General features: G+C 72.0%; 20 protein-coding genes and 3 tRNA genes. 13 read left to right on the top strand and 10 right to left on the bottom strand.

What is annotated here, in order from left to right; all coding sequences use genetic code 11:
- Nucleotides 1-308: 308 nt before the first annotated feature.
- The 4 genes from purD to BU52_RS29570 all read left to right on the top strand — a co-directional run bounded on the left by purD (nucleotide 309) and on the right by BU52_RS29570 (nucleotide 6,397).
- The gene (gene purD / locus BU52_RS29585; RefSeq protein WP_037940251.1) at nucleotides 309-1,562 is read left to right on the top strand and encodes a phosphoribosylamine--glycine ligase; all 1,254 of its coding nucleotides are present in this window, start codon (nucleotides 309-311) and stop codon (nucleotides 1,560-1,562) included.
- A gap of 289 nt (nucleotides 1,563-1,851) precedes the next feature.
- Nucleotides 1,852-3,639, top strand: a complete 1,788-nt coding sequence (locus BU52_RS29580; protein ID WP_037940248.1) for a M48 family metalloprotease — start codon at nucleotides 1,852-1,854, stop codon at nucleotides 3,637-3,639.
- Between the two features lie 231 nt (nucleotides 3,640-3,870).
- On the top strand, nucleotides 3,871-5,403 hold the full coding sequence (locus BU52_RS29575; protein WP_037940246.1) for a N,N-dimethylformamidase beta subunit family domain-containing protein: 1,533 nt from the start codon (nucleotides 3,871-3,873) through the stop codon (nucleotides 5,401-5,403).
- A gap of 94 nt (nucleotides 5,404-5,497) precedes the next feature.
- Nucleotides 5,498-6,397, top strand: coding sequence for a phosphoribosylaminoimidazolesuccinocarboxamide synthase (locus tag BU52_RS29570; RefSeq protein WP_037940242.1), 900 nt, complete (start codon nucleotides 5,498-5,500; stop codon nucleotides 6,395-6,397).
- A gap of 88 nt (nucleotides 6,398-6,485) precedes the next feature.
- Here the strand turns inward: BU52_RS29570 and BU52_RS29565 are convergent.
- The 8 genes from BU52_RS29565 to BU52_RS29530 form a co-directional block, all read right to left on the bottom strand.
- Nucleotides 6,486-6,558: transfer RNA gene (locus tag BU52_RS29565), tRNA-Gly, on the bottom strand.
- 22 nt (nucleotides 6,559-6,580) lie between these two features.
- The gene (locus BU52_RS29560; RefSeq protein ID WP_037940240.1) at nucleotides 6,581-7,195 is read right to left on the bottom strand and encodes a response regulator transcription factor; all 615 of its coding nucleotides are present in this window, start codon (nucleotides 7,193-7,195) and stop codon (nucleotides 6,581-6,583) included.
- On the bottom strand, nucleotides 7,192-8,463 hold the full coding sequence (locus tag BU52_RS29555; RefSeq protein WP_037940239.1) for a sensor histidine kinase: 1,272 nt from the start codon (nucleotides 8,461-8,463) through the stop codon (nucleotides 7,192-7,194). The genes BU52_RS29560 and BU52_RS29555 overlap by 4 nt, the downstream gene beginning before the upstream one ends.
- 17 nt (nucleotides 8,464-8,480) lie before the next feature.
- Nucleotides 8,481-9,257: an ABC transporter permease gene (locus BU52_RS29550; RefSeq protein WP_037940238.1), complete on the bottom strand. Its 777-nt coding sequence runs from the start codon at nucleotides 9,255-9,257 to the stop codon at nucleotides 8,481-8,483.
- Entirely contained in the window at nucleotides 9,254-10,228 is a 975-nt protein-coding gene (locus BU52_RS29545; protein WP_037940237.1) for an ABC transporter ATP-binding protein, read from the bottom strand. Before BU52_RS29545 ends, BU52_RS29550 begins: the two co-directional genes overlap by 4 nt.
- Before the next feature lie 151 nt (nucleotides 10,229-10,379).
- Nucleotides 10,380-10,452: transfer RNA gene (locus BU52_RS29540), tRNA-Gly, on the bottom strand.
- 98 nt (nucleotides 10,453-10,550) lie between these two features.
- Nucleotides 10,551-10,622, bottom strand: a tRNA-Gly gene (locus BU52_RS29535).
- Nucleotides 10,623-10,780: 158 nt separating this feature from the next.
- Nucleotides 10,781-11,098 (bottom strand): histone-like nucleoid-structuring protein Lsr2, encoded by a 318-nt coding sequence (locus BU52_RS29530; RefSeq protein WP_037940236.1) that lies wholly within the window; start codon nucleotides 11,096-11,098, stop codon nucleotides 10,781-10,783.
- Nucleotides 11,099-11,451: 353 nt separating this feature from the next.
- Between BU52_RS29530 and purS the strand changes: the two genes are divergently transcribed.
- From purS to purM, 7 genes are all read left to right on the top strand, one after another.
- Nucleotides 11,452-11,715, top strand: a complete 264-nt coding sequence (gene purS, locus BU52_RS29525) for a phosphoribosylformylglycinamidine synthase subunit PurS (protein ID WP_037940234.1) — start codon at nucleotides 11,452-11,454, stop codon at nucleotides 11,713-11,715.
- Nucleotides 11,712-12,392, top strand: coding sequence for a phosphoribosylformylglycinamidine synthase subunit PurQ (gene purQ, locus BU52_RS29520; protein ID WP_037940233.1), 681 nt, complete (start codon nucleotides 11,712-11,714; stop codon nucleotides 12,390-12,392). Before purS ends, purQ begins: the two co-directional genes overlap by 4 nt.
- Nucleotides 12,389-14,647: a phosphoribosylformylglycinamidine synthase subunit PurL gene (gene purL / locus BU52_RS29515; protein ID WP_037940230.1), complete on the top strand. Its 2,259-nt coding sequence runs from the start codon at nucleotides 12,389-12,391 to the stop codon at nucleotides 14,645-14,647. The genes purQ and purL overlap by 4 nt, the downstream gene beginning before the upstream one ends.
- Nucleotides 14,648-14,811: 164 nt before the next feature.
- Complete coding sequence (locus BU52_RS29510; RefSeq protein WP_037940228.1) at nucleotides 14,812-15,609, top strand: maleylpyruvate isomerase family mycothiol-dependent enzyme; 798 nt, start codon at nucleotides 14,812-14,814, stop codon at nucleotides 15,607-15,609.
- 49 nt (nucleotides 15,610-15,658) lie between these two features.
- Nucleotides 15,659-16,444 carry an META domain-containing protein gene (locus tag BU52_RS29505; protein WP_037940226.1) on the top strand — a complete coding sequence of 262 codons (786 nt, stop codon included), beginning with the start codon at nucleotides 15,659-15,661 and terminating at the stop codon, nucleotides 16,442-16,444.
- A gap of 62 nt (nucleotides 16,445-16,506) precedes the next feature.
- Nucleotides 16,507-18,033, top strand: coding sequence for an amidophosphoribosyltransferase (gene purF, locus BU52_RS29500; RefSeq protein ID WP_037940224.1), 1,527 nt, complete (start codon nucleotides 16,507-16,509; stop codon nucleotides 18,031-18,033).
- A 33-nt stretch (nucleotides 18,034-18,066) separates the two neighbouring features.
- Nucleotides 18,067-19,134, top strand: coding sequence for a phosphoribosylformylglycinamidine cyclo-ligase (purM, locus tag BU52_RS29495; protein WP_037940222.1), 1,068 nt, complete (start codon nucleotides 18,067-18,069; stop codon nucleotides 19,132-19,134).
- Nucleotides 19,135-19,268: 134 nt separating this feature from the next.
- Here the strand turns inward: purM and BU52_RS29490 are convergent, their stop codons facing one another.
- Together BU52_RS29490 and BU52_RS29485 are read right to left on the bottom strand one after the other, a co-directional pair.
- Nucleotides 19,269-19,517 (bottom strand): DUF3073 domain-containing protein, encoded by a 249-nt coding sequence (locus BU52_RS29490; protein ID WP_037940220.1) that lies wholly within the window; start codon nucleotides 19,515-19,517, stop codon nucleotides 19,269-19,271.
- Between the two features lie 318 nt (nucleotides 19,518-19,835).
- Nucleotides 19,836-20,924, bottom strand: a complete 1,089-nt coding sequence (locus tag BU52_RS29485; RefSeq protein WP_037940217.1) for a Leu/Phe/Val dehydrogenase — start codon at nucleotides 20,922-20,924, stop codon at nucleotides 19,836-19,838.
- Between the two features lie 221 nt (nucleotides 20,925-21,145).
- On the opposite strand from BU52_RS29485, the gene BU52_RS29480 reads away from it, so the two are divergent.
- Together BU52_RS29480 and bldC are read left to right on the top strand one after the other, a co-directional pair.
- A complete protein-coding gene (locus tag BU52_RS29480) occupies nucleotides 21,146-21,988 on the top strand; it encodes a hypothetical protein (protein ID WP_037940215.1) in 843 nt (280 codons plus the stop codon).
- Between the two features lie 530 nt (nucleotides 21,989-22,518).
- Nucleotides 22,519-22,725, top strand: a complete 207-nt coding sequence (gene bldC / locus BU52_RS29475; protein WP_003949541.1) for a developmental transcriptional regulator BldC — start codon at nucleotides 22,519-22,521, stop codon at nucleotides 22,723-22,725.
- Nucleotides 22,726-23,001: the final 276 nt, after the last annotated feature.

The following is a 23,001-nucleotide window of genomic DNA, read 5'->3' as shown; positions in this document are numbered from 1 at the left end:
GCCCCGGCCCCCCGCCCGTCGGCCCCGGAGCCGCCGGTGCCCGTCTCGCCCGAGGACGACATCCCCGAGGACGACGACCCCGACCTGGACGAGTCGGCCCTCTCCGGTCAGGAGCTGCTGGTACGGGAGCTGGGGGCGACGGTCGTCGAGGAGATCGCGAACGACTAGGGACCGGCTCCCGAGGACCCCCGCCGGGCCGCGGCGACCTCTTCCGCAGTGACGGTTGGAGGAACGCACGAACCGTCTCCGCCGGTACCTTCGGAAGCCCGCACAAGGGAAACCCGCCGTCTCCCGTTAGGCTGACCCCCGTGAAGGTCCTCGTCATCGGCAGCGGCGCCCGCGAACACGCCCTGTGCCACTCCCTGTCCCACGACCCCGATGTCACCGCGCTGCACTGCGCCCCCGGCAACGCCGGCATCGCCGAGGTCGCCGAGCTGCACCAGGTCGACGCCCTCGACGGCGCGGCCGTGTCCGCGCTGGCCACCGGGCTCGGCGCGGACCTCGTGGTGGTCGGGCCGGAGGCGCCCCTCGTCGCCGGTGTCGCCGACGCCGTGCGCGCGGCGGGCATCCCGGTCTTCGGTCCCTCCAAGGAGGCGGCGCGGCTCGAGGGCTCCAAGGCCTTCGCGAAGGACGTCATGGCGGGGGCCGGCGTGCCCACCGCCCGCAGTTACGTCTGCACGACGCCCGAGGAGGTCGACGCGGCCCTCAAGGCGTTCGGTGCCCCGTACGTCGTCAAGGACGACGGTCTCGCGGCCGGCAAGGGTGTCGTCGTCACGGACGACGTCGAGGCGGCCCGCGCGCACGCCGGGGGCTGTGAGCGTGTGGTCATCGAGGAGTTCCTCGACGGCCCCGAGGTCTCCCTCTTCGCGATCACCGACGGCGAGACGGTCGTGCCGCTCCAGCCCGCCCAGGACTTCAAGCGCGCGCTGGACGGCGACGAAGGCCCGAACACCGGCGGCATGGGGGCGTACTCGCCGCTTCCGTGGGCCGACCCCAAGCTGGTCGACGAGGTCATGGAGACGGTCCTCCAGCCGACCGTCGACGAGATGCGGCGCCGCGGCACCCCGTTCTCCGGCCTGCTCTACGCGGGTCTGGCGATCACCTCGCGCGGTGTCCGCGTGATCGAGTTCAACGCCCGCTTCGGCGACCCCGAGACCCAGGTGGTCCTGGCCCGGCTGAGGACCCCGCTGGGCGGCCTGCTGATGGCCGCGGCCACCGGCAGCCTGGCCCACCTGGAGCCGACGCGCTGGAGCGACGAGGCCGCGGTCACCGTGGTCGTCGCCTCGCACAACTACCCCGGCACCCCGCGCACCGGCGACCCGATCACCGGCCTGGACGAGGTCGCCGCCCAGGACGCCCCGCACGCCTACGTCCTGCACGCCGGCACCAGGCGCGAGGGCGACGCGATCGTCAGCGCGGGCGGGCGCGTGCTGTCCGTCACGGCGACCGGCGAGGACCTCACCGAGGCCCGCGGCCGCGCCTACCGCGCGGTCTCCCGCATCGGCCTCGACGGCTCCCGGCACCGCACGGACATCGCGGAGAAGGCGGCCCGGGAGGCGTAGCCCGACGCGCCGGTCCGCTCCCGGCGCCGATGAACCCCGCAGGCCCCGGATCCGTCTCAGGATCCGGGGCCTGACCCTTGCCGTCCGTCATCCACCTTTCCCCAAAGCCATTCCATCGAGTGAGCGATACGCCATCCGGCTGACGGGGCCCGGGGCCCCAACTAGGGTGCCGCGCAAGCGTTCCGGCACTTGGCCCATCGGCATTGCGATGTCAGTGACGGGTGCCACAGTGGGGGGCATGGGCAACGCCAGGACAGCGTCGGGAGCCGGGAGGGGGTGAGGTCGGGCCATGAGCGGAAACGGAAGGGCGGCGGAGGCGGGCGGGCAGAGCGCGCGGTCCCGTGCGCTGGCCGTGCTGCGGGTCCGCAGCCGCGCACTGGCCGTCGCGCTGCTGCCGGCCGCCGTCGCCGTGATCCTGCTCGTCGGCGGTTCCACCGGACACCTCCCGGGTGCGGGCTGGGACCTCGCCCGCAGGCTCGTCACGCCCCTCGCGGTCCTCGTCCTGCTCCTCGCGGCCGGGGTGGCCCTGGTCGTCGCCCGGGCACGGCCCGCCATGAGCCCCACCGTGCCGATCGCCGAGGAGGCGGCCCCGGACCTGTACCGGCTGGTGCGCGACCTCGCCGACCGTCTCGGCGTTCCCGCACCCTCCGCGATAGCGCTCACGCCGGACTGCGACAGCTGGCTGGAGGACCGCACCCATCCCGCCCACGGCCCTCCGCCGGCCGAGGAGCACGACGCCGTGGTGGGCGCGGGGCGGCCCCCGCGCGGGGCGCCGGTCGCGCCCGTGCTGGTGATCGGCTCGCCGTTCCTGTGGTGGATGCGGGTGGGGGAGCTGCGCGCGGTCCTCGCCCCGGTCGTGGCCGGTACGGGACCGTCGGCGCACCCGGACATAGCCGCCGCCCGGCGCTTCGTGCAGGGGCTGGACGCCGCCGTGGCCGTGACCTCGGCGCCGCGCCGCGGGCCGGTGCCGCGCGGGGTGTCCGCGGGGGTCGGCTGGGTCGTCCGGCTGCTGCTGCGCGAGTGCCGGGGACATGCCGCCGAGATGGAGCGCGGGGTCGCCGCCGCGGCGGCCGACCGCGCACAGGCTGTGGACTACGGGCTCCGGATCGTCGCCCAGGAGCAGGTGGGCCTGGCGTACGCGGGCTGGGACCGGCTGCTCACCCGGGTCGCGCTGCCCGCCTGGCGGACGGGCCGCTGGCCGTCACGGCTCAACGCGGGGGTGGTGGCGGCGCTCACCGAGCTGTCCCGCCGGGACCGGCTGGCGGAGGGGTTCGCCTCCCGCCTCGGTGAGCGTCCCGCGTGTGACCTGCTCGAGGAGCCGGGCACGGTCGACGAGGCGGCCTCGCTGCTCGCCGCCCGCCTGTTCCACGGAGGGCCGGCTGAGCCGGGACCCGACTGGTCCCCGGTCCACTGGGGCGACTACCCGGAGGAGGTCGTCGACCGCACGTGGCGCACCGACGCCGCCCGCCTCCACCGCGTCCTGGACGGTCTCCACGCGCACCCGGCTCCGGGAGACGTCCCGGCCCCGGCCGGCCCGACCCTCACCCGTGTCCTCACCCACCTGGCGACCCGCCCCGCGCGCGGCGAACCGCCCGCCGCGTTCCCGGACGCCGGCCGGGACGAGGACGAGGACCTGTCCGGCACCACCCCCCGCAGTGCCGCTCTGGCCGCCCGGCTGAGCGCCGAGCTGGCGCGCGAGGAGGTGGTGGCGGACACCGCCGCGGCCGGTGCCTCCGGCGGGGGCCCGGGAGGCTCCGCGGCACCCGGCACCGCCGAGCCCGCCCTCCTGCGGGACGACGGTGCGCTCCCGCTCCTCCCCCTCCGGCCCCCGCGCACCGGCCGGGAGCTGCTCGCCGACCACATCACGGCGATGGTGTGCTGCGCGGCGATGGACACCGCGGGCGCCGCCCCCGGCCTCGACTGGCTGGACGGCCCGGTCCTCCTCCTGGGCGGCGTACGAGCGGCGGACCTGTCGCCCCGGGTCCTGGCCCTGATCGAGGACGGCGACCCCTCGGCCCTGCGCGTGTGGCTGACCGAGCACGGCATACGCGCCGAGAAGCCCGTACGGCTCGTCTGAGCCACATCCGTCACGCCCGCCCGGAGCTCACCCTTCCGCTTTCGGTCAATCCGCAACGAACGGTGACGGACCGCGTGCGTCATGTGATGTGCTGGGACCGTTCGCGCCCACCGGCAAGGGCGCGCGACATACGGCAGGCACGTGACCGACACAGGGATCTCACCCGTCAGGCGACCGCCGAACGGCACCGCGCACCGCACCGCACGGGGGGCACGAGGGAGGGGAGCGATCATGGACTCGGAGCAGATCCGCCGCTGGGAGCCGGGAGCGCCGGCGCACGCCGTGAACGACCCTTTCGGACAGGGTCCCCTCCCGTGGCTGCGCGGCGGCGAGACCGCCTTCGGCGACTCCGGCCACCTCGTCCCCCGGTACGCCGACCCGGACCCCGCGGACCGGGGAACGCGCCCGGGCCCGGACCGGGCCACCGCCCGCCTTCCCGGGCAGGGCGGCCCCCGGGTCCCCGCACCCCGGTCCTCCGGCGGCCTCCGTGCCGCCGACGACGTGCACCGCCAGATCAAGGGCTTCACCTCCACGGGCGCGGTCGCCCCGGGCGAGTCCATCGACTTCCACGTCACCGTCGATCCGCCCCAGGAGTTCGGCGTCGACGTCTACCGCATCGGCCACTACGCCGGTGACGGCGCCACCAAGATCACGTCGAGCCCTCGCCTCTCCGGCATCGTGCAGCCCCCGCCGCTCACCGCCGACCGCACCGTCTCCTGCCACCACTGGTGGCTGTCCTGGCGGTTACCGGTCCCGTCGTACTGGAACGTCGGCGCGTATGTCGCCGTGCTCACCACGGCCGACGGCTACCGCTCGCACATCCCGTTCACCGTCCGCGACGACCGCCCCGCCGACCTCCTCCTCGTCCTGCCCGACGTCACCTGGCAGGCCCACAACCTGTATCCGGACGACGGCCGCACCGGCGCGAGCCTCCACCACGCCTGGGACGACGACGGCCGGCTGCTCGGCGAGTCCGGCGCCGCCACCACCGTCTCCTTCGACCGCCCCTACGCGGGCGCCGGACTCCCGCCGCACGCCGGGCACGCCTACGACGTCATCCGCTGGGCCGAGCGCTACGGCTACGACCTCGCCTACGCAGGCGCCCGCGACCTGCACGCCGGCCGGGTCGACCCCACCCGCCACCGGGGCCTGATCTTCCCCGGCCACGACGAGTACTGGTCGGTGCCCATGCGCACTGCCGTGGAACGCGCCCGTGAGCACGGCACGTCCCTGGTCTTCCTCTCCGCCAACACCCTGTACTGGCAGGTGGAGCTCACCCCCTCCCCGGCCGGCCCCGACCGCCTGCTGACCTGCCGCAGACGCCGGGGCCCCGGCAAACCGGCGCTGTGGCGGGAGATCGACCGCGCGGAGCAGCACCTGCTGGGCATCCAGTACGCCGGTCAGGTCCCGGAGCCGTACCCGCTGATCGTCCGCAACGCCGGCCACTGGATGTGGGAGGGGACCGGCGCGCACGAGGGCGACGGCATCGAGGGCATGGTCGCGGGTGAGGCGGACCGTTACTTCCCGCGCACCCCGCTGCCCGAGCACGAGGAGCGTGTCCTGCTGGCGCACTCCCCGTACACCGACCGGGCGGGTGCCCGGCGCCACCAGGAGACCTCCCTCTACCGCGCCCCCTCGGGCGCCTGGGTCTTCGCCTCCGGCACCTTCGCCTGGTCCCCGGCCCTGGACCGCCCGGGCCATGCCGACCCCCGCGTCCAGCGCGCCACCGCCAACCTCCTGGACCGCGTCTGCAAACGCGACTGACCCGCCGGCGACGTGCCCGCACCGACCCGTGGCCGGGACCGTTCGCTCCATACGGGAGAATCGAGTCACTTGGACATCACCACGGGGAGGAACCGTGTCCGGATTCGTCGAAAAGCCCGAACCGATCGAGGTTCCGGGCCTGGTGCACCTGCACACCGGCAAGGTGCGCGAGCTGTACCGGAACGAGGCGGGCGACCTCGTGATGGTCGCCAGCGACCGCATCTCCGCCTACGACTGGGTGCTGCCCACCGAGATCCCCGACAAGGGCCGGGTCCTCACCCAGCTCTCCCTGTGGTGGTTCGACCAGCTCGCCGACCTGCTCCCGCACCACGTCCTGAGCACCGAGCCCCCGGCCGGCGCCCCCGGCGACTGGGCGGGCCGCACCCTCGTGTGCAAGTCGCTGAACATGGTCCCCGTGGAGTGCGTGGCCCGCGGCTACCTCACCGGCTCGGGATTGGCCGAGTACAACGACACCCGTACGGTCTGCGGCCTCGCGCTCCCCGAGGGCCTGGTGGACGGCTCGGAGCTGCCCGCCCCCATCTTCACCCCGGCCACCAAGGCCGCCGTCGGCGAGCACGACGAGAACGTCTCCTACGAGGAGGTCGCCCGCCAGGTCGGCGCGGACACCGCGGCCCGGCTGCGCCAGGCGACCCTTGCCGCCTACTCCCGCGCCCGGGACATCGCCCGTGACCGCGGGATCATCCTCGCGGACACCAAGTTCGAGTTCGGCTTCGACGGCGAGACCCTGGTCATCGCCGACGAGGTGCTCACCCCGGACTCCTCCCGCTTCTGGCCGGCCGAGCAGTGGGAGCCGGGCCACGCCCAGCCGTCGTACGACAAGCAGTTCGTACGGGACTGGCTCACGTCGGCCGAGTCGGGCTGGGACCGCCGCGGCGAGCAGCCCCCGCCACCGCTGCCGCAGCACATCGTGGACGCCACCCGGGCCAAGTACGTGGAGGCGTACGAGCGGCTGACCGGCACCCCCTGGAGCTGAGCACCCCGCAGCCGGGCCCGCGCGGGCCCGGCCCCCCGGCGCGGGCCCACGACAAAGGCCCCGGTCGATGACCGGGGCCTTGATCCTGAGCGAACGACGAGGTTCGAACTCGCGACCTCAACCTTGGCAAGGTTGCGCTCTACCAACTGAGCTACGTTCGCATGCGCCGTGGCGCGAGAACCACTATACCCAACCTCGCTCCCGTGCGAGGCGCACCGCCGCATGACGGTTCTCCGCCCCGAGCTTCGAGACGGCCGAGGAGAGATAGTTGCGCACGGTCCCCTGGGACAGCGCGGCCCGCTCCGCGATCTCCGCCACGGGCGCCCCGTCCGCCGCGAGTTCCAGCACCTCGGCCTCGCGCGCGGTCAGCGGGGAGTCGCCGGCGGCGATCGCGTCGGCGGCCAACTCGGGGTCGACATAACGGTTTCCCGCGTGCACGGTGCGGATGATCTCCGCGAGGTGCTGGGCGCTGACGGTCTTCGGGACGAACCCCCGCACACCGGCCGCGAGTGCCCGCTTCAGATGCCCGGGCCGCCCGTGACCGGTCACGATCAGCACCCGGCAGCCGGGCAGCTCCGCCCGCACCGATGTGGCGACCTTCACACCGTCCGCGCCGGGCATCTGCAGATCCAGTACGGCGACGTCGGGGGCGTGCGCCCGTGCCATGGCCAGCGCCTCCGGCCCCGTGGCGGCCTCGGCGACGATCGTGATGTCGTCCTCCAGCGACAGCAGGGCGGCGAGCGCTCCCCGGATCAGGTGCTCGTCGTCGGCGAGCAGCACGCGCAGCCGCGCGGTCATGAGGCGGCCCCGGGCACGGGGCGGGACGCCTGCCGGGCCGTGGCCGCGGGGTGTTCGGCCTCCCGTGGCAGGGGCACCTCGGCGGTCAGCCGGAAGCTCTCCTCCCCGACGGGACCGGCCTCCAGCGTCCCGCCGATCCCGGTCAGCCGCTCGCGCAGCCCGGCGAGTCCGGATCCCGTCCCGCGGCCACCCGTCTCCCCACGGACGCCGTCGTTCTCCACGGACAGCACCACACGTCCCTCCGTCGCCTTCAGTTCCACCGTGCATCGCCGGGCGTCCCCGTGCCGCAGCACGTTGGTCGCCGCTTCCCTCATGACCCATCCCAGCGCCGACTGCGCCGAGGCCGGCAACCCGGCGGGTGAGCCGGTGATCGCGCAGGCGATGCCCGCGGCCCGCAACACGCCCTGAGCACCGACGATCTCGGCGGCCAGATCGGCCTCGCGGTAGCCGCGTACGACCTCGCGGACCTCCCGCTGCGCCTCGTGCGCGAGCCGCTGCACCTCGGTCATCTGGTCGACGGCCTCCGGCCGCCCCCGCTGGGCCAGTTGCGCCGCCAGCTCGCTCTTCAGCGCGAGAACGGCCAGGTTCCGGCCCATCACATCGTGCAGATCCCGGGCGAACCGCAGCCGCTCCTCCGCGACGGCGAGCCGTGCCCGGGTCTCGCGTGCCTCGTCGAGCTCGTAGACCGCGTTGAGCAGCCAGACCGACAGGACGGCCGTGAACGCGACGAACCCGGCTCCCAGCAGCACGACCAGCGAGGTGACCACGGCGGCGGTCGCCGGAGCGCCCACGAGCAGCGACAGCAGCCCCGCACCCGTGGCGAAGGCGATCACCACGGAGAACACGTGCCGCCGGTCGCCGAGACCGAGCGCGATGATGCCCGCCCCGAGTATCAGCACGGTGCCGAAGACCGCACCGGCCGCGGTGCCGACGTCGTCCGAGCCGGCCGGACCGTGTTCCACGGCCGCGAGGGCGCCGACGGCGATCACCGCGCTGAAGGCGCCGAGCACCCACAGCAGGGGGACGGGCTGCTTGCGGCGACCCCGCGTCCAGTCCAGGGCGCGCGACACGGTCACCATGCACAGCACGGCGTGCGCGCACACCATCGCCGGCAGGGGACCGCCGAGTCGCGGCGCCGGCTCGCCGAGGGCCGGCAGCCCCACCAGCAGGACCTCGACCACGCCGAAGAAGTGGAACGAGCACCGTGTGTACGTCTCCACCTTCGCCGGCGTGCTCTTGCGCCGCCACCAGCGACCGGGCTCCCGCATTCCTCGGCTCCTCCACCTCAACGCCGCGGCTCCCACCGGAACCAGCGCCGTACCCCGAACAGCGCAAGGCCGGTCCATGCCAGCGCCGTGACCACGGCGCCCAGTGTCTCGTAGGCCGACAGGCCGCCGGTCCAGCCGTCCCGGACGAGCAGGATGACCGGGCTCAGCGGCAGCAGCTCGCACACCGAGGCCAGCCGGTCGGGCAGCATCTCCAGCGGGACGGCGATGCCGGAGCCGAGCATCGAGACCAGCAGCAGCGGCAGCGAGGTGACCTGGGCGCTCTCCACGGTCCGGGTGAAGCTCGCGGTGACGGCGGCCAGGGCGGCGCACATCACCAGGCCCGACAGCAGACCCAGGGCGACGAGGTGAGGCGCCTCGGGGGCCGACACGTCGAGCAGGACGGCACAACCGGCGGTCAGCACCAGGGACTGCACGAGTCCGATGGTGACCGCGGGGAGCGAGGCCCCGGCCAGGATCTCGGCGTCCCGCACCTCACCGGTGCGCAGCCGCTTGAGGACGAGTTCCTCGCGCCGGGTGACGAAGATGCCCACGAGGGCGCTGTAGACGGCGAAGAGCAGGGAGAAGCCGACGGCGGCGGGCAGCACGACGGTGCCCACGGTGAGCCCGGCGTCCTCCAGGTCCATCTCCCCGACCACCGACAGCACGGTGAACGGCAGCATCAGCGGCACGAACAGCGCCGCGACGAGCGTCCCCTTGCTGCGGCCGAGCAGGGTCATCTCGGCCCGGGCCAGAGCCGTCAGCCGGCTCCTGCTGGTGGTGACGGCCTGGTTCATGCCGCGTACTCCTTCACGTCCGCCGAGGCCGAAGCGGTCCCCGCGGCCGCCTCGCGGGCGATGCCCAGGAACGCCTCCTCCAAGGACGCCGAGCGCACGTCCAGCCGCCGTAGCTCGACCCCGGCCTCCTCGGCCCAGGCGAGCAGCCTCGTCGCCGCCCGCTGCAACTCCCGCGTACGGAGCCGGACGTACCGGCCCTGAACCTCGTGCCCGCACACGCCCAGTTCGGGGAGCGGCGGCAGGTCGCCGAGGTGGTGGCCCTCGGGCAGTTCGAAGCAGATCCTCGACGGCTGGGACGCGGTCACCTCGGCCGGGGTCCCGGTCGCGGCGATGCGCCCCTCGTGCAGGATCGCCAGCCGGTCGGCGAGTGCCTCGGCCTCCTCCAGGTAGTGCGTGGTGAGCAGTACGGTCGTACCGCCGTCGCGCAGGGCGCGCACCAGCTCCCAGGTGTCGCGGCGGCCTTCGGCGTCCAGACCGGTGGTCGGCTCGTCCAGGAACACCACCTCGGGATCGCCGAGCAGCGCCAGCGCCAGGTCGAGGCGGCGTCGCTCACCCCCGGACAGCTGCTTGACCCGTACGTCCGTCTTCCGGGCCAGCCCGACCAGCGCGAGCACCTCCCGCGGCGGACGCGCCCCGCTGACGCAGCCGGCCCACATCCGTGCGGTCTCGGCGACGGTCAGCTCCGAGGGGAAGCCGCCTTCCTGGAGCATCACGCCGGTGCGCGGCCGGACGGCGGCGCGCTCGGTGTACGGGTCGTGCCCGAGCACACGGACCTGCCCGCCGGCCGGGGCCGCGAGCCCCTCCAGCAGTTCGACGGTCGAGGTCTTGCCCGCGCCGTTGGTGCCCAGCAGGGCGAAGATCTCCCCTCGCCGCACGGAGAAGCCGATCCCGCGCACCGCCTCGAACCCGCCCCCGTACACACGTCGCAGGTCGGTGACCTCAATCACGTGTTCGTGTTCGTTCGCTTTCATGCCTCGAGCATCCCGGCGGTGGGCGGGCTGCGGCAGTGCGCGTCGTCATCATTGCGCATGACAAATGTCAGACGGGCGGCCGGAGCGCACGAACGGACCCGGAGCCGACACGAAGAGACCCCGGTCCGATGGACCGGGGTCTCATGTCCCGAGCGGACGACGAGGCTCGAACTCGCGACCTCAACCTTGGCAAGGTTGCGCTCTACCAACTGAGCTACGTCCGCATTGCCTCCGACCGGCTCTCACCGATCGGCGCGGGCACCAGCCTACCTGATCCACCCCGGAGGGGGGACCCCCATGGGGTCTCGGTACGGCGATGCAGAGCGGGTGACAGGAATTGCACACTGCGCCTTCCCCCTGGAAGGGGGATGTTCTACTACTGAACTACACCCGCATGTACTCCGTGGGCCCGGCCTTTCGGCCTCGCCCCTCGGCGTGCTCCAGACTCTAGCTGATCAGCGGGGGTGCTGCGCAAGTCGGTTGCGGTGAGGGACGGGTGACCGGCCGTCGGGCGGTTCACCCGCCCGGCCCCCGGGTGGTCACCCGCCCGGCTCACTGCGCCGCGGTGAACGCCTCGTAGACCCTCTTGGGGATGCGCCCCCGCGCGGGGACGTCCATCCGGTTGGCCTGCGCCCAGGCGCGCACGGCCGCCGGGTCCGGGGCGACCTCGGTCTGCCGGTACGCCTTGCCGGAGCGCGACCGCTTGCGGCCGGCGTCCACGTAGGGCTCGAGCGCCTTCCGCAGTTTCCTGGCATTGGCTTCATTGAGGTCGATCTCGTACGACTTGCCGTCGAGTCCGAAGGCGATCGTTTCCGCCGCTTCCGAGCCGTCGATGTCGTCAAAGAGAGTGACCACGACCTTCTGCGCCACGAATATCGGTCCCTTCGTGCGACACCTCTCGTCCGTACGTCCGTGATGACGTGCCGGTACGTCGCCGAGATGTCGGCTGTCCGCCTGTAATCGGGCAAAGTATCTGCTAATGACAATTCATTTGTACAGTGCCCGGCAATGCATTGTGAAGCCTGACTAAATCTGTCCGCGTGTCCGGTGCGCAATAGAGATGTGCGAGCGAAGGCGGAACTTTCCCGGATCTTTTCCCTGACGCCCCCACGCGATGCCGGATCGTGATCGGGCTCACGTAGATTCCTACAACTCTACCCGCGTAGAAATTTTGTACGGGTAGTCTGAAGGAACCTGCTCAGCACCACACACCGGGAGTGCCAGTGGCACGCGTCGTAGTCGACGTCATGCTCAAGCCGGAGATCCTCGACCCCCAGGGCCAGGCGGTGCAGCGCGCACTGCCGCGACTGGGTTTCGAAGGGATCTCGGACGTCCGTCAGGGAAAGCGATTCGAACTGGAAGTTGACGGGCCGGTCGACGAGGCCGCGCTCGCCCGCATCCACGATCTTGCGGAATCCTTCCTCGCCAACACCGTGATCGAGGACTTCACCGTACGGATCGAGGAAGTCGCGGAGGCCGCGAAGTGACCGCTCGTATCGGCGTCGTCACTTTCCCGGGCAGCCTGGACGACAGGGACACGCAGCGGGCGATCCGCGTCGCCGGCGCCGAGCCCGTCGCCCTCTGGCACAAGGACAAGGACCTCAAGCAGGTCGACGCCGTGGTGCTGTGCGGTGGATTCTCGTACGGCGACTATCTGCGTGCCGGCGCCATCGCGCGCTTCTCGCCCGTGATGGACACCGTCATCGACCAGGCCCGGGCGGGCATGCCGGTGCTCGGCATCTGCAACGGCTTCCAGATCCTCACCGAGGCGCACCTGCTCCCCGGCGGCATGCTGGGCAACGACCACCTGCACTTCATCTGCCGCGACCAGAAGCTGCGGGTGGAGAACGCGGACACCTCCTGGACGACCGACTACACGGCCGGTCAGGAGATCCACATCCCGCTGAAGAACATGGACGGCCGCTACGTCGCCGACCGGCGGACCCTGGACGAGCTGGAGGCCGAGGGCCGCGTCGCGTTCCGCTACCTGGACTTCAACCCCAACGGCTCGCTCAACGACATCGCCGGCATCACCAACGCCGCGGGCAACGTCGTCGGCCTGATGCCGCACCCCGAGCACGCCGTCGAGCCGCTGATCGGTACGGGCCGTACCGACGGCCTGCCCTTCTTCACCTCGATCCTCAAGAAGCTGGTCAACGCATGAGCAAGACGCCTCTGGATACGGTCGAGCACGCGGCCGCGACCCCCGACGTCGAGCTGCCCTGGGCCGAGCTGGGCCTGAAGAAGGACGAGTACGAGCGGGTGGTGGAGATCCTCGGCCGCCGTCCGACCGGCGCCGAGCTCGCCATGTACTCCGTCATGTGGTCCGAGCACTGCTCGTACAAGAGCAGCAAGGTCCACCTCCGCCAGTTCGGCGAGAAGGCCCCCGAGTCCGACGCCCTCCTCGTCGGCATCGGTGAGAACGCCGGTGTGGTCGACGTCGGCCAGGGCTACGCGGTCACCTTCAAGGTCGAGTCGCACAACCACCCGTCGTACGTCGAGCCCTACCAGGGCGCGGCCACGGGTGTCGGCGGCATCGTCCGCGACATCATCGCGATGGGCGCCCGCCCGGTCGCGGTGGTCGACCCGCTGCGCTTCGGCGCCGCCGACCACCCCGACACCAAGCGCGTCCTGCCGGGCGTCGTCGCCGGCATCGGCGGCTACGGCAACTGCCTGGGCCTGCCCAACATCGGCGGCGAGGTCGTCTTCGACGCCTGCTACCAGGGCAACCCCCTGGTCAACGCCGGTGCGATCGGTGTCATGCGGCACGAGGACATCCACCTCGCCAAGGCGTCCGGCGCCGGCAACAAGGTCATCCTGTACGGCGCCCGCACGGGTGGCGACGGCATCGGCGGCGCGTCGATCCTGGCGAGCGAGACCTTCGACGACGCCAAGCCGTCGAAGCGTCCCGCGGTCCAGGTCGGCGACCCCTTCCAGGAGAAGCTGCTCATCGAGTGCACCCTGGAGGCGTTCGCCGAGAAGCTGGTCGTCGGCATCCAGGACCTCGGCGCGGCGGGCCTGTCCTGCGCCACGTCCGAGCTGGCGTCGAACGGCTCCGGCGGTATGCGCGTGACTCTGGACGACGTGCCCCTGCGCGACTCCACGCTCTCGCCCGAGGAGATCCTCATGAGCGAGTCGCAGGAGCGCATGTGCGCGGTGGTCGAGCCGGAGAAGGTCGACCGCTTCCTCGAGATCTGCGACAAGTGGGACGTCATCGCCACCGTCATCGGCGAGGTGACCGACGGCGACCGGCTGGAGATCTACTGGCACGGCGGCAAGATCGTCGACGTCGACCCGCGCACGGTCGCCCACGACGGTCCGGTCTACGAGCGTCCGTACGCCCGCCCGTCCTGGCAGGACGAGCTCCAGGCGGACGACGCGAACAAGCTGCCGCGCCCGGGGACCGGCGAGGAGCTGAAGGACCAGGTGCTGAAGCTGGTCGGCTCGCCCAACCAGGCGTCCAAGCAGTGGATCACGCAGCAGTACGACCACTTCGTGCAGGGCAACACCGTCCTCGCCCAGCCCGAGGACTCCGGCATGATCCGCATCGACGAGGCGTCGGGCCTCGGTGTGGCGATCGCCACCGACGGCAACGGCCGCTACGCCAAGCTCGACCCGTACGCGGGGGCCCAGCTCGCCCTCGCGGAGGCGTACCGGAACGTGGCGACGACCGGCGCCAAGCCGCTCGCGGTCTCCGACTGCCTGAACTTCGGCTCGCCCGAGGACCCGGCGGTCATGTGGCAGTTCGCCGAGGCCGTACGCGGTCTGGCGGACGGCTGCCGGCAGCTCGGCACCCCGGTGACCGGCGGCAACGTCTCGCTGTACAACCAGACCGGCGAGGCCGCCATCCACCCGACCCCGGTGGTCGCGGTGCTCGGCGTCATCGACGACGTGGCCCGCCGCACGCCGGTCGCCTTCCAGGAGGACGGCCAGCTGCTGTACCTCCTCGGCGACACCCGTGAGGAGTTCGGCGGTTCGGCCTGGTCGCAGGTCGTCCACGACCACCTCGGCGGCCTGCCCCCGAAGGTCGACCTGGAGCGCGAGCGGCTGCTCGCCGAGATCCTGATCTCCGCATCCCGCGACGGCATGATCGACTCCGCGCACGACCTGTCGGACGGCGGTCTGGTCCAGGCCGTGGTCGAGTCGGCGCTGCTGGGCGGGAAGGGCGCGCGTCTGGTCGTCCCGGACGGGCTGGACGCCTTCACCTTCCTGTTCTCCGAGTCGGCAGGCCGCGCCGTCGTCGCCGTGCCGCGCTCGGAGGAGGTCCGCTTCAACGACATGTGCGGTGCCCGGGGCCTGCCCGCCACCCGCGTCGGTGTCGTCGACGGCGACACGGTGGAGGTCCAGGGCGAGTTCGCGCTCACCCTGGCCGAACTGCGCGAGGCCCACGAGGGGACGATCCCGGCGCTGCTGGGCTGATCTCTCCCGCCTTTCCCGTACGAAGCCCCCGCCCGGTCCGCCGGGCGGGGGCTTCGACGCGTCACGGCCGTCCGTTCACCTGGCGCGGCACGGGCGTGCCCCGCACCGGCGAGGTGTTCGACGTACCCGCTCCGGCGCCGGTCACCCCCGCATAGGCTGCCGCCATGCCACCGGCCAGGAAGCGCACCCGCAGCTACGACCCCGCCAGGACCCGCGCCGCCGTGCTCGCCCAGTTCGGGAACGTGCGGGCGGCGGTCCGTACCCTCGCCCCGGACCAGCTCGCCCGGCCCACCCGGCTCGGTGACTGGACCGTGAGGGAGCTCGTCGCGCACATCGGGACGGCACTGGCGGCCGTGGACCGCCTGCTCGACGAGCCCGAGCCCGCGCGGCAGGACGGGCGGCTGCTGGACTGGCCGTCCGCCATCGCCGCCGAAGCGGACGCCATCGCCGGCACCGCGCGCCGGCTCGCCGCGGACCGTCCCGACCTCGACGCCCACCTCGCGGACGCCGAGCAGCGCTTCACCGCCCGCCTCGACGCGCACCCCGGCGGCCGGCTGCTCCCCACCAGCGCGGGCGCCCTGCCCCTGGCCGACTACGTCGTCACCCGCACCGTCGAGCTCGTCGTGCACACCGACGACCTGAACGCCGCCGTCCCCGGCCTCGACATCCCGTACGACCGTCAGGCCCTCGCCGCCTGCACCCGGCTGCTGGCCGACGTGCTCGCCGTGAAGGCGCCCGGCGGTTCCACGGAGGTGCGGGTGCCGCCCTACGCGGTCGTGCAGTGCGTGCAGGGGCCACGGCACACCCGGGGCACCCCGCCGAACGTCGTCGAGACCGATCCGCTCACCTGGATCCGGCTGGCCGCCGGCCGGACGGCCTGGCAGGACGCGGTCGCCGGCGCCGAGGTGAGCGCCAGCGGGGAACGGGCGGACCTCGGCCCCTATCTGCCCCTGCTGGGGTGAGCCGGGGACAGAAGGGGAACCACCCGCTCCCCTCTCCCGTCGAATCGGCATGTACAGGCAGAAGCACAAGCAGCGCATGACCCTGACGGCCGTCGCCGTGCTCGCCGTCCCGCTCGCGGCGGCCTGTGGCAGCGAGAAGGCGGGCGCCGGCAGCGGCACCGCCGAGGTGGAGGAGCCGGTCACCGGCGTCCGCTGGACGATCGACAGCGTCACCGTCGACGGCACCACGCATCGCGCCCCCGACGGCGCGAACCTCACCCTCGACGAGAACGGCCGGGCCACCGGCAGTTACGGCTGCAACCTCTTCAAGGGCCGCGTCACCTTCGACGGCGACCGCATCCGGCTCGGCGACCGGGAGACCACCCTCAGGGCCTGCTCCGAGAAGCTGATGGACCTCGAGACCACCGTGGCCCGCACCCTCGGCGACGGCCCCCTCAGGACCGACGTGAACGACGGCCGCCTCACCCTCACCACCGGGTCCGGCGACACCGTGCGCCTCACCGAGACCCGGGACAGCCCGCTGTACGGCACCAAGTGGGCCGTCACCACCCCCGCCGCCGGCCACCGGGCGCACCTCACCTTCGACGAGAAGGAGGGCACCGTCTCCGGCAGGCTCGGCTGCAACCAGGTGAGCGCCGACGCCACCGTGCGCGACGGCCATATCACCCTCGGCGTGCCCGCCCTGACCCGAATGGTGTGCGAAGACTCACTCATGGACGCCGAGAAGACCCTGACGAAGCTGTTCCACGGCATCGTCGAGTACGGCATCGACGGTCGGACCTTGACGCTGACCAGCAAGAACGGCGCCAGTGTGCGGGCGGTCGCACAGCGCTGATCCACGGCGGGGGCCCCATCCCGCATTCGGACCAGTGGTCGATCTCGCCTACACTCGGTGGCGTGCCACGTGGTGACGGACGACTCAACCACGACCTGCTCCCCGGCGAGAAGGGCCCCCAGGACGCTTGCGGCGTCTTCGGTGTCTGGGCTCCGGGCGAAGAGGTCGCCAAGCTCACGTACTTCGGGCTCTACGCCCTCCAGCATCGGGGTCAGGAATCCGCGGGAATCGCGGTCAGCAACGGCTCCCAGATCCTCGTCTTCAAGGACATGGGCCTTGTTTCCCAGGTCTTCGACGAGACCTCTCTCGGTTCGCTCCAGGGTCACATCGCGGTCGGACACGCCCGCTACTCGACCACGGGTGCCTCCGTGTGGGAGAACGCCCAGCCGACGTTCCGCGCCACCGCGCACGGAACCATCGCGCTCGGTCACAACGGCAACCTGGTCAACACGGCGCAGCTCGCCGACATGGTCGCCGAGCTGCCCAAGGACAACGGCCGCGCCCCCAAGGTGGCGGCCACCAACGACACCGACCTGATCACCGCCCTGCTGGCCGGCCAGCGCGCCGCCGACGGCGAACCGGTGACCGTGGAGCAGGCCGCGCACGTGGTCCTCCCCAAGGTCAGGGGCGCCTTCAGCCTCGTCTTCATGGACGAGAACACCCTCTACGCGGCCCGTGACCCGCAGGGCATCCGTCCGCTGGTCCTCGGCCGCCTGGAGCGCGGCTGGGTCGTCGCCTCCGAGTCCGCCGCCCTCGACATCTGCGGCGCGAGCTTCGTGCGCGAGATCGAGCCGGGCGAGTTCGTCGCCATCGACCAGAACGGTCTGCGCACCTCCCGATTCGCGGAAGCGAAGCCCAAGGGCTGCGTCTTCGAGTACGTGTACCTGGCCCGCCCGGACACCGACATCGCCGGCCGGAACGTGTACCTCTCGCGTGTCGAGATGGGCCGCCGCCTCGCCAAGGAGGCCCCGGCCGAGGCGGACCTGGTCATACCGACCCCGGAATCGGGCACCCCGGCCGCCATCGGCTACGCGGAGGCGTCCGGCATCCCCTTCGGCGCCGGCCTGGTCAAGAACGCGTACGTCGGACGCACGTTCATCCAGCCCTCCCAGACCATCCGCCAGCTCGGCATCCGCCTGAAGCTGAACCCGCTCAAGGAAGTCATCAAGGGCAAGCGCCTGGTCGTGGTCGACGACTCGATCGTGCGCGGCAACACCCAGCGCGCCCTGGTCCGCATGCTCCGCGAGGCGGGAGCCGCGGAGGTCCACATCCGGATCTCCTCGCCGCCGGTGAAGTGGCCCTGCTTCTTCGGCATCGACTTCGCCACCCGCGCCGAGCTCATCGCCAACGGCATGACCATCGACGAGATCGGCACCTCGCTGGGCGCCGACTCCCTGGCGTACATCTCCATCGACGGCATGATCGAGGCGACCACCATCGCCAAGCCGAACCTGTGCCGCGCCTGCTTCGACGGCGAGTACCCGATGGAGCTGCCCGACCCCGAGCTCCTCGGCAAGCAGCTCCTGGAGACCGAGCTGGCCGCCGGCACCGCCGCCCCGGCCGCGGTCGACGCGATCCGCCGCCCGTAAGCCCTGACGGACGACACGAAAGCTCTCACAGTCATGTCCCAGAACACTGGTGCCAGCTACGCAGCGGCGGGCGTCGACATCGAGGCGGGCGACCGCGCCGTCGAGCTGATGAAGGAGTGGGTGAAGAAGACACAGCGCCCCGAGGTCCTCGGCGGCCTCGGCGGATTCGCCGGCCTCTTCGACGCCTCCGCCCTGAAGAAGTACGAGCGCCCGCTGCTCGCCTCCGCCACGGACGGCGTGGGCACCAAGGTCGACATCGCGCGGCAGATGGGCGTGTACGACTCCATCGGCCACGACCTGGTGGCGATGGTCATGGACGACATCGTGGTGTGCGGCGCCGAGCCGCTGTTCATGACCGACTACATCTGTGTCGGCAAGGTCCACCCCGAGCGTGTCGCCGCCATCGTCAAGGGCATCGCCGAGGGCTGTGTGCTGGCCGGCTGCGCCCTGGTCGGGGGTGAGACGGCCGAGCACCCCGGTCTGCTGGGTCCGGACGACTTCGACGTCGCCGGCGCCGGCACGGGCGTCGTGGAGGCCGACCGCCTTCTCGGCCCGGATCGCATCCGTACGGGTGACGCGGTGATCGCCATGGCGTCCTCCGGTCTTCACTCCAACGGCTACTCGCTCGTCCGGCACGTGCTGCTGGAGCGCGCGGGCCTCGCCCTGGACGGCCGGATCGAGGAGCTGGGCCGCACCCTGGGCGAGGAGCTGCTGGAGCCCACCAAGATCTACTCGCTGGACTGCCTGGCGCTGATCCGTACCGCCGAGGTGCACGCGTTCAGCCATGTCACCGGAGGCGGGCTCGCGGCCAACCTGGCGCGCGTGATCCCCGACGGGCTGCACGCGGTCGTCGACCGTTCCACCTGGACCCCCGCACCGGTGTTCGACCTGGTCGGCCGGACCGGTGCGGTCGAGCGGCTGGAGCTGGAGAAGACCCTGAACATGGGCGTCGGCATGATCGCCGTCGTGCCGCAGGAGTCCGTGGACGTGGCGCTGGCGACACTGGCGGACCGCGGGGTGGACGCCTGGGTGGCCGGTGAGATCACCGATCGCGGCGAGCGCACCACGGGCGCGGCCCTCGTCGGTGAGTACGCGAACTGAGAGCACGCGGGTGCCGCCCGTCCGGTGGACGTCGGGCGGCACACCGTGGGAGCCGCCCCGCGGTCCCGGTCCCGGGCAACACTGAACCCGGTAGGTGACCGGGGTCACCTACCGGGTTCACGCTCAGCGCAAGGTCAAGCGCCGCGACGCTGGGGCGAGGACTGGCCGTCCTCGTCTCCCTCGTCGTCCTCGTAGAGGTCGGCGTACCGTGCGTACAGGTCGTCGTCTTGCTCATCGTCCTCGAAACGATCACCGTTCGGTGATTGATTCGACGTCGATGCGCCCAGCTCCTCGGCCAGGCGTGAGAGGTCAGTCCCACCGCTGTTGTACTTCAGCTGGCGGGCGACCTTCGTCTGCTTGGCCTTGGCCCGGCCGCGCCCCATGGCTCGACCCCCTCAACGACGGGGCTCGACGGCCCCAGAGTCTTGACACGCGTTCATGGTCCAGAACGGACTCTCCGCGGAGAGTCCGGTCCGTAGGGCTTCCACGGTACCTGAGCCCGCGCCCATACGGTACGTCGCCCGCATGACGTGCCCGCGCCCGGGACCGTCGAGGCGCCCCGTCCTCGCTGGTCAATCGCGATTTTAGCCACTTATCGGCGGTCGACCCGCCGGGAGAAGTGAGAGTTCTCTCCAAGTGGCCCCCGGCGGGTACCGCTCCTCTGTGCGAGGGCGGCCCGAGGCGGGACGCCCTCACTCACCTCACCGCAGCGGGCGTGCCTCCGCCATCCGCTGCTCGGCGATCCGGTCGGCCGCCGCGGCCGGCGGGATACCGTCCTCCTTCGCACGTGCGAAGATGGCGAGCGTGGTGTCGAAGATCTTCGACGCCTTCGCCTTGCAGCGGTCGAAGTCGAACCCGTGCAGCTCGTCGGCGACCTGGATGACACCGCCGGCGTTCACCACGTAGTCCGGGGCGTAGAGGATGCCGCGGTCGGCGAGGTCCTTCTCCACGCCCGGGTGGGCGAGCTGGTTGTTGGCGGCGCCGCAGACGACCGTGGCGGTGAGCACCGGCACGCTGTCGTCGTTCAGCGCCCCGCCGAGCGCGCACGGGGCGTAGATGTCCAGGCCCTCGGTGCGGATCAGGGCCTCGGTGTCGGCGACGGCCGACACGCCCTCGGGGTGCCGGTCGAGGATCCGCCGCACGGCGTCCTCGCGCACATCGGTGATCACGACCTCGGCACCCTCGGCCCGCAGGTGCTCCACCAGGTGGTGGCCGACCTTGCCGACGCCCGCGACGCCGACCTTGCGGTCGCGCAGCGAGGGGTCGCCCCACAGGTGCTGGGCGGCGGCCCGCATGCCCTGGTAGACACCGAACGAGGTGAGCACCGACGAGTCGCCCGCGCCGCCGTGCTCGGGGGAGCGGCCGGTGGTCCAGCGGCACTCGCGCGCCACGACGTCCATGTCGGCGACGTAGGTGCCGACGTCGCAGGCGGTGACGTACCGGCCGCCGAGCGAGGCGACGAACCGGCCGTAGGCCAGCAGCAGCTCCTCGGTCTTGATCTGCTCCGGGTCACCGATGATCACGGCCTTGCCGCCGCCGTGGTCGAGACCGGCCATGGCGTTCTTGTACGACATCCCGCGCGCGAGGTTCAGCGCGTCGGCGACGGCCTCCTCCTCGGAGGCGTACGGGTAGAACCGCGTGCCGCCGAGGGCGGGGCCCAGGGCGGTGGAGTGGAGGGCGATGACGGCCTTGAGGCCGCTGGCACGGTCCTGACAGAGCACGACTTGCTCGTGACCCCCCTGCTCCGAGCGGAACAGGGTGTGCAGGACGCCGTCAGATACGTCGGTCACTGTGGTGACTCCTGAGTAAGTAGCGGCGGGTGGGGTGGGCTCCCGTAGAGGTGGCGGGGGCTGTGAGCACGAGATTAGATCCTCACGCGCCCGCCGACGGCACCGTGTTCCAGATCACCTCCGTCCGGAGTACCGCCGTGCGACGATTTGCCTGGGTTTCCCACCCGTCCGAGCGGGGGTCCCGCAGGTTTTCGCGGCGGTCCGCGGGGGAGGGAGCAGGCGTGCCCAAGGTGTCCTCGGTGATCGTCCCCTACGCGACGTACCTGCGCGTGTACGAACCGCTGGCCGCCTTCCCCGAACCGGAACGCGGCCACTGGGCCCGTTACGCCCGCCGCCCCGACCGCCCCTCCTGCCAGGACGAGCTCCGCCGGTCACTGGCGGACCTGGTGCCCACCCCGCCGGTCCCGGTACCGGTGCACGAGAGTGACGACGCCTTCGTCCTGGAGGCCGACGGCGTGGTCTGCGTCTGCCCCTGGCGCACCCGGCTGCGTGCCTGGCAGGCCCTGGGCGAGCTCGCCGAGGACTTCCCGCTGCCGGTCCTGGACGCACTCCTGCCGCCGGTCGTACGGCACCAGGCCACCCAGGACTACGAACGGTGGCTGGCCGGTCATCCCGACGCCCGGCCGTGGATCCGCACCGCGACCTGGCAGGTGCCGATCAACTGGTTCGTGCTGTTCGCGGACGAGGAGCGCGAGTACGGCAAGGGCTCCGCCGGCGAGGCGCCCGTCCTGCGCTACCGGACCCCGATGGTCCAGGCCCGCCGGCGGGTGGCGCGCGGGCTGCGGGCGCTGCGGGACGCCATGGACGAGAGCCTGCTGATCGACGGCCTGGTGGACGTCGGACGCTGGCTGGAGGAGTTCCACCCGCGCTCGGTGGTCGAGCTGGACTACGGCGGGCTGGTCCACGCCCTGCCGGCCGGAACGCTGCAGGACGACCACTCGGCGGCGGACGTGGCCGAGGGGATCGCGGCGCTGCGGCGCGGTGACGGCGAGGGCGCCGGGGAGGCCTACGGGCGCCTCGTGGAGCGCTGGCGGTCGGTGCGCGACCTGCGCTCGGCGAACTGACGTTTGACCAAACGCCCTTCTTGGGGTTTTGTCTTCGCCCTGAGGTGTCTGAGGTTCCGTCAGTGCGGGCCCGGGAACGGACGTAGACCCCGATCCGGGCGTACGTGTCAAGCGTGACGGACCGCACTTACGCGGCCCTTGCGTCGCTTGCCCACCCTCATGCCAAAATAGGACAAGGAGTCCGGGGAGGGCTCCTCCGTCCTGCTGTGCTCGACTATGGGCGGAATCTCAGCATTGCACGCTTTGGGGGGTCCGGTGACTCCTGCACGCTGCTGTGACTGATCGTCACAGCAGCGTGACTGTCCGCTATGGCATGGTCCATCGGCTTCCGCGGCTGATGAACACCTGGGAGGGCAATTCCATCGGTTTGGCCGACGTGGCTGGACAGATGGTGTAGTTGTAGTGCCGAGGACAAGCCGTTCGTCCTATAACCGACTCGACTCGCGTCCGCCATTTCGGGCAACGCGGGTCAAGGTGCAGAATTTAGAGGAAAGAACCGAGAAGGTTCGGTTCTCCCGAGGAGGCCGCTCATGACCGCTCGCACCCCTGATGCCGAGCCGCTGCTGACCCCGGCTGAGGTCGCCACCATGTTCCGCGTCGACCCGAAGACGGTCACGCGCTGGGCGAAGGCAGGCAAGCTCACGTCGATCCGCACGCTCGGCGGGCACCGCCGCTACCGCGAAGCCGAGGTCCGCGCACTGCTCGCGGGCATTCCGCAGCAGCGCAGCGAGGCCTGAACCACCGCATGAACCGGGCAGAACCGGCTGGTCCCCCACTGGCCGAGACGCCCGGGAACACTGGCTCCAAGCGACGCGGGGACTGCCCCAACAGGCCCCTGGCCCAAGCCGATCAGAGCTTTGCAGGCAACTGAACAAGGGTGCGTCGTCGATCGCGCTGGACTCCGCCGGGTCCAGCGCGATCTTTTTTGTGCGCCGATGGTGGGCCGGCGGTGCCTGTCTGAGGGCGGGTGTGGGATCACCTGCGTGCCGGACGGTGCGGACCTCTCCGAGTGG

The sequence above is a fragment of the Streptomyces toyocaensis genome (assembly GCF_000725125.1).
Lineage (GTDB): Bacteria > Actinomycetota > Actinomycetes > Streptomycetales > Streptomycetaceae > Streptomyces > Streptomyces toyocaensis.
The sequence above is the reverse complement of the archived record's forward strand: the minus strand, read 5'-3'. Positions and strand labels throughout refer to the sequence as shown.

What these genes read in the sequence shown, in the direction of transcription:
- bldC (WP_003949541.1), top strand. Translation starts at nt 22,519, where the DNA reads ATGACCGCTCGCACCCCTGATGCCGAGCCGCTGCTGACCCCGGCTGAG.
- BU52_RS29510 (WP_037940228.1), top strand. Translation starts at nt 14,812, where the DNA reads ATGCCACCGGCCAGGAAGCGCACCCGCAGCTACGACCCCGCCAGGACC.
- BU52_RS29560 (WP_037940240.1), bottom strand. Translation starts at nt 7,195, where the DNA reads ATGACCGCGCGGCTGCGCGTGCTGCTCGCCGACGACGAGCACCTGATC.
- BU52_RS29490 (WP_037940220.1), bottom strand. Translation starts at nt 19,517, where the DNA reads ATGGGGCGCGGCCGGGCCAAGGCCAAGCAGACGAAGGTCGCCCGCCAG.
- BU52_RS29550 (WP_037940238.1), bottom strand. Translation starts at nt 9,257, where the DNA reads ATGAACCAGGCCGTCACCACCAGCAGGAGCCGGCTGACGGCTCTGGCC.
- BU52_RS29505 (WP_037940226.1), top strand. Translation starts at nt 15,659, where the DNA reads ATGTACAGGCAGAAGCACAAGCAGCGCATGACCCTGACGGCCGTCGCC.
- BU52_RS29555 (WP_037940239.1), bottom strand. Translation starts at nt 8,463, where the DNA reads ATGCGGGAGCCCGGTCGCTGGTGGCGGCGCAAGAGCACGCCGGCGAAG.
- BU52_RS29580 (WP_037940248.1), top strand. Translation starts at nt 1,852, where the DNA reads ATGAGCGGAAACGGAAGGGCGGCGGAGGCGGGCGGGCAGAGCGCGCGG.
- BU52_RS29545 (WP_037940237.1), bottom strand. Translation starts at nt 10,228, where the DNA reads ATGAAAGCGAACGAACACGAACACGTGATTGAGGTCACCGACCTGCGA.
- BU52_RS29575 (WP_037940246.1), top strand. Translation starts at nt 3,871, where the DNA reads ATGGACTCGGAGCAGATCCGCCGCTGGGAGCCGGGAGCGCCGGCGCAC.
- purL (WP_037940230.1), top strand. Translation starts at nt 12,389, where the DNA reads ATGAGCAAGACGCCTCTGGATACGGTCGAGCACGCGGCCGCGACCCCC.
- purM (WP_037940222.1), top strand. Translation starts at nt 18,067, where the DNA reads ATGTCCCAGAACACTGGTGCCAGCTACGCAGCGGCGGGCGTCGACATC.